The organism is Noviherbaspirillum sp., from assembly GCF_035944575.1.
GTDB lineage: Bacteria > Pseudomonadota > Gammaproteobacteria > Burkholderiales > Burkholderiaceae_D > Noviherbaspirillum.
Map to the genome: position 1 here is coordinate 1 of NZ_DASZBA010000273.1, position 3,777 is coordinate 3,777.

General features: G+C 55.8%; 4 protein-coding genes and 1 pseudogene. 2 read left to right on the forward strand and 3 right to left on the reverse strand.

Annotated features, from left to right (window positions below; translation table 11 throughout):
* Positions 1-82: pseudogene (locus tag VGU61_RS22415) on the reverse strand (succinyl-CoA--3-ketoacid-CoA transferase); the annotation flags it as partial.
* A gap of 113 nt (positions 83-195) precedes the next feature.
* Here VGU61_RS22415 and VGU61_RS22420 point away from each other — a divergent pair.
* On the forward strand, positions 196-756 hold the full coding sequence (locus VGU61_RS22420) for a PAS and helix-turn-helix domain-containing protein (RefSeq protein WP_326861536.1): 561 nt from the start codon (positions 196-198) through the stop codon (positions 754-756).
* Positions 757-769: 13 nt separating this feature from the next.
* Here the strand turns inward: VGU61_RS22420 and VGU61_RS22425 are convergent, their stop codons facing one another.
* Positions 770-1,174 carry a thioesterase family protein gene (locus tag VGU61_RS22425; RefSeq protein ID WP_326861537.1) on the reverse strand — a complete coding sequence of 135 codons (405 nt, stop codon included), beginning with the start codon at positions 1,172-1,174 and terminating at the stop codon, positions 770-772.
* A 38-nt stretch (positions 1,175-1,212) separates the two neighbouring features.
* Positions 1,213-1,983 carry an SDR family oxidoreductase gene (locus tag VGU61_RS22430; protein ID WP_326861538.1) on the reverse strand — a complete coding sequence of 257 codons (771 nt, stop codon included), beginning with the start codon at positions 1,981-1,983 and terminating at the stop codon, positions 1,213-1,215.
* A 238-nt stretch (positions 1,984-2,221) separates the two neighbouring features.
* On the opposite strand from VGU61_RS22430, the gene VGU61_RS22435 reads away from it, so the two are divergent.
* A partial coding sequence (locus VGU61_RS22435) for an electron-transfer flavoprotein:ubiquinone oxidoreductase (RefSeq protein WP_326861539.1) occupies positions 2,222-3,777 on the forward strand: 1,556 nt, incomplete at its 3' end.

Genomic DNA, 3,777 nt, shown 5'->3' on the forward strand with positions numbered 1-3,777 from the left:
CGAAACCGCCTACTGCGATGGTTTGGCCGTCTTTGATGATGCCGGCCAGCGCTGCAGTCGCATCAGGATAAACTTTGTTCATACCAACCCCTTTTGTTGTAAGGTGCCTAACTTGCCCGCCAGCATATGATGATGGACTAGCCGGCACAATACCGTAAAAATACCAATTTTATCCAACAGGTCGCAGCAGACTTCATGAGCGCACCAAATCCAGTCAACTACGAAGCCATTTTTCTCCATGCTCCCGTGGGCATGTGCGTGTCCGAACATCGGGTCATCCATGCCTGCAACAATGCACTGGCGGCAATGTTCGGCTATTTGCCCGACCAGTTGATCGGTGAATCGTTCCGCATCCTTTATCCGACAATCGACGAATTCGAGCGTACCGGCGCCCGCATCGTGCCGATCATGAGCGCGAAAGGCGTGTATTCGGACGAACGGATTATGAAACGGTCGAATCAGGAGCTATTCTGGTGCCATGTAAGCGGCCGCGCATTGATCCATAACGACCCGCATGCGGCAGGCATCTGGACATTTGAGGATTTGAGTGCCAAGCGTCCCGTGACTGCGGAACTGACGCCGCGTGAAAGAGAAATTGCCGCGCTGCTGGTGGAAGGAAAGACCAGCAAGTTGATAGCCCGCCAAATCGGCCTCAGCCCTCGCACGGTGGAGATGCACCGTGCGAAGCTGATGCGGAAGTTCGATGCGGCGACGTCCAGCGAACTGGTCCATCGGCTGGTCGGTGTAACGGTCTAACAGCAGCCAGGCATCAGGCGAGCAATTCCTTGATATTGTCCGGAAGAGGCGTTGACTTTTCCGAAGGAAAGTTGACCCATACCACCTTTGCGCCGCCTTGCGCAGCCAGTATTTCCGGCTGATCGACCCGGCGTATTTCCTGAATCGTTTCGAAACTCGAGCGCCCGGGCGGCCCGACATAGGTAAGTACCTCGATGTCGCCTGGATACTTCAGCTGTTTGATGAAGGTGCAGTGGGCGTTGATGATGACCGGCCCGTCACCGGCCGGATCCGGCTCGCAGCCAATCTGGGTGAACCAGTCAATACGTGCCGACTCGAGGTAGCGGAAGTAGACAGTATTGTTGACATGTCCCATCGCATCCATGTCACCCCAGCGGATCGCCATGCGCATCGTGTGCACTAACTTTTTTTCAGACATAGTCCTGAAAGCTCCAAATTATCGGAATGCCAGGTTGCTTACTGCGCACTCATGCCGTCATCGGCCGTCACGATCGCACCGTTGATAAAGCGGGATTCCTCTGCGGCGAGGAGCAGCAGCAAGCCGTCCAGATCTTCGGGCGTGCCGATGCGCTTGCGCGGCAGCATATTGATGAGTGTCTGGCCCTGCTCGCTGTTGAAGTGTTCGTTATTGATCTCGGTACGGATGTAGCCTGGGCAGATCGCATTGACATTGATGCCGTACCTGCCCCACTCCACGGCCATCGATTTGGTCATATGCACTACCGCAGCCTTGCTCATGCAATAGATGCCGATCTGGGGCAGGACCCGCAGCCCAGCCACTGACGCAATGTTGATGATGCGATGCTGTTTTTTCGGGTCGCCCTTCGCACGGGCGATCATGCGCTTTGCGGTTTCCTGCGCCACGAAAAATGCGCCTCGCTGATTGGTATCCATCACGAATGCGTAGTCTTCGGGGGTAACATCAACCAGGCGTTGAGTCGTGGAAACTCCGGAATTGTTGACAAGTATGTCGATGGGTCCCGCCTCGGTTTCGGCATGGGCGATTGCTGCCTTGATGCTGGCGTAATCGGTCACGTCAAGCGTGACCACATGTGCCGCTCCGCCGGCGGACTCGATTTCCGCGCGCAGCTCTTTCAGACGCTCCACACGACGCGATGCAAGCACCACCTGCGCACCGGCTTCGGCCAGCACCTTGGCGAAACGTGCGCCAAGGCCGCTGGATGCGCCGGTGACCAAAGCAACTTTTCCGTCAAAATTCAGCTCCATACTTTTAGTTCTCCTTGTGGTGATTGGGAAGTCCGATGGACTTGGCATATCGAGGCGCTATGATTGCATGAATGCAGGGCGATTAGAATGATGCATCTACCAGGCTTGAGATAACGCTTCCGAGCGTCATTTAAGCTTAGTTGGGCCTGCAGCAAAAAGATGCCGGACTAGCATTCTCCAGCAAAATCCACGACAATTAGCACACTCGTTCGATAATATCATTTACGGTGGTGAGACCATGACGCAAAGCCATAACCAGAGCATCCTAGAACAATACGGTCCGCGTGAAGCGATGGAGTATGACGTCGTCATCGTGGGAGGAGGACCGGCAGGCTTATCAGCCGCTATCCGCCTCAAACAACTTGCCGCCGAAAAAGGTAACGATGTATCCGTCTGCGTCCTTGAAAAAGGAGGCGAAGTCGGTGCGCATATCCTGTCGGGCGCCGTCATGGACCCGATCGCCATGAACGAATTGTTCCCCAACTGGAAAGAGATGGGCGCCCCATTGAACATGCCGGTTTCGGAAGATCGCATCTACGTTCTGACCGAAACCAAGGCGATCAAGATGCCGGATTTCACTGTACCGGCGGCGTTCCACAATCACGGCAATTATGTAATCTCGCTTGCCAACGTGGTCCGCTGGCTGGGCCAGCAGGCCGAAGCGCTCGGCGTGGAGATATTCCCGGGATTTCCGGCGGCAGAGATTCTGTATAACGACGACGGTTCTGTAAAAGGCGTTGCTACTGGGAACATGGGGATTGACCGTCATGGCAATCCCACCGATGCCTTCCAGCTCGGCATGGAGCTGCATGCAAAATACACTTTCTTTGCGGAAGGCTCGCGGGGTCATCTGGGCAAGCAGCTGATCAGCAAGTTCAATCTGGACGAAGGCCGCGCACCTCAGACCTACAACATCGGCATCAAGGAATTGTGGGAAATCGATCCGAAGATGCACCGGCCCGGTTTGGTGGTGCACACGACCGGATGGCCGCTGGACAAAAACACGGTCGGCGGATCCTTCCTTTACCATCTCGAAAATAACCAGGTTGCGGTCGGTTTTGTCGTCAGCCTGGCCTATGAGAATCCTTACCTGTCGCCGTTTGAAGAATTCCAGCGTTACAAGACACATCCGGAAATCCGCAAATTCTTTGAAGGCGGGAAACGCATTTCCTATGGTGCGCGTGCGATTACCGCAGGCGGTCTGCAATCGTTGCCGAAGTTCGTCTTCCCGGGCGGTGCGCTGATCGGGTGCGACGCGGGCTTCCTGAACATGCCTCGCATCAAAGGCAGCCATGCAGCGATCAAGACCGGCATGCTGGCAGCCGAGGCGGTTTACGATGCGCTGGGCGCCGGCCGCTCCGCCGATGAGTTGTCTGCGTATCCGGCCGCCTTCGAAAAGTCCTGGCTGTACGATGAGCTTTACACTGCCCGCAACTTTAAGCCCTGGCTTGGCAAGGGATTCTATGTCGGCACCGCGATGGCCGGCATCGATCAGCTCATTTTCCGTGGCAAGGCACCCTGGACCTTGCGCAGTACCAAGGCCGATCATGAGTATCTGCGTCCGGCATCCGAGTTCAAGCCGATCGTTTATCCGAAGCCGGACAACAAGCTTACTTTCGATCGTCTGTCTTCCGTCTTCATCTCGAACACCAACCATGCGGAAGAACAGCCAGCGCACTTGACGCTGAAAGATCCGAGCGTGCCGGTCAACGTGAATCTCGCCCAATATGCGGGCCCGGAGTCGCGCTACTGTCCGGCAGGGGTGTATGAGTACGTAAAAGCGGAAAGTGGAGC

Excerpts from the sequence above, each read along its gene's own strand:
- VGU61_RS22425 (WP_326861537.1), bottom strand. The coding sequence starts at position 1,174 with ATGTCTGAAAAAAAGTTAGTGCACACGATGCGCATGGCGATCCGCTGG.
- VGU61_RS22420 (WP_326861536.1), top strand. The coding sequence starts at position 196 with ATGAGCGCACCAAATCCAGTCAACTACGAAGCCATTTTTCTCCATGCT.
- VGU61_RS22430 (WP_326861538.1), bottom strand. The coding sequence starts at position 1,983 with ATGGAGCTGAATTTTGACGGAAAAGTTGCTTTGGTCACCGGCGCATCC.